The 1,005-nt window shown below is 56.2% G+C and carries 2 tRNA genes; both read right to left on the reverse strand.

What is annotated here, in order from left to right:
* Positions 1 to 271: 271 nt before the first annotated feature.
* Positions 272 to 356: transfer RNA gene (locus HMPREF9440_RS10230), tRNA-Leu, on the reverse strand.
* 522 nt (positions 357 to 878) lie between these two features.
* A tRNA-Leu gene (locus HMPREF9440_RS10240) sits at positions 879 to 963 on the reverse strand.
* Positions 964 to 1,005: the final 42 nt, after the last annotated feature.

A 1,005-nucleotide genomic window follows, 5' to 3' on the forward strand; every position in this document is an offset into this window, starting at 1 on the left:
GCCCGCCGGTTCGTCTGAATCGGCGGGCGAATTGGTTTCTGCGGGGAGAGGAGCCGGGAAGAGACCGGGTGGTGAGTGGGAAGAGGGCTGGCGTGAACGGATGCCACCGGACTCTTGGCGGAAGGAGAGGGATTCGGCGCAGAAAAGAAAAGGGCCGAATCGTTCGACTCGGCCCTTCTCAGGAATTCTGGCAGGGGTAGTAGGATTCGAACCTACGCATGGCGGATTCAGAATCCGCTGCCTTAACCGGACTTGGCTATACCCCAGTGACTGGTGCGGTCGATGAGATTTGAACTCATATGGATCTCTCCGCTACCCCCTCAAGATAGTGCGTCTACCAATTTCGCCACGACCGCAGCATTCCAAGTTGTTCTCAACGTCGATTTTTCTAGGGGACTGAGGTGTCCTCGTCGTTGAGGAGGTGAACTATATCATGAGGTCGGGGAGTGCGCAAGAGGGTGATGCAAAAAATCCTTGATTTTGGTAGTAAGCACTCGCTCGAAAGGGTGGCGGGCGTCGGATCGGCTTGCGGAAAGCGCAGGGAAAGGTCGTCGCGGTCGACATCCGCGCCTTTCCGGATCTATCCGGTTCACTCCAAATCGTTGGCGCCAACCGGATAGCGTTATCCAGTTAGCGCTATCCGGTTGGTGCTATCCGGTTCGAGTGAACCGGTTGGCGTGAAAAGAGTTGAGCGAAAGGAGGAGGAGTGGTCCCCGGCCCGCGCAGCTCGTCTCAGGCCTGCTCTCGGTACCAAAGCAAAAAGCCGAAGCGGTTCGCTTCGGCTCTTCTGCTGTCTGGCAGGGGTAGTAGGATTCGAACCTACGCATGGCGGATTCAGAATCCGCTGCCTTAACCGGACTTGGCTATACCCCAGTGACTGGTGCGGTCGATGAGATTTGAACTCATATGGATCTCTCCGCTACCCCCTCAAGATAGTGCGTCTACCAATTTCGCCACGACCGCGAAAACTCAAATTGTTCAGAACTCGAAGGCACCATGGGCAGT

Source organism: Sutterella parvirubra YIT 11816 (assembly GCF_000250875.1).
In the GTDB taxonomy this organism is placed as follows: Bacteria; Pseudomonadota; Gammaproteobacteria; order Burkholderiales; family Burkholderiaceae_F; genus Sutterella; species Sutterella parvirubra.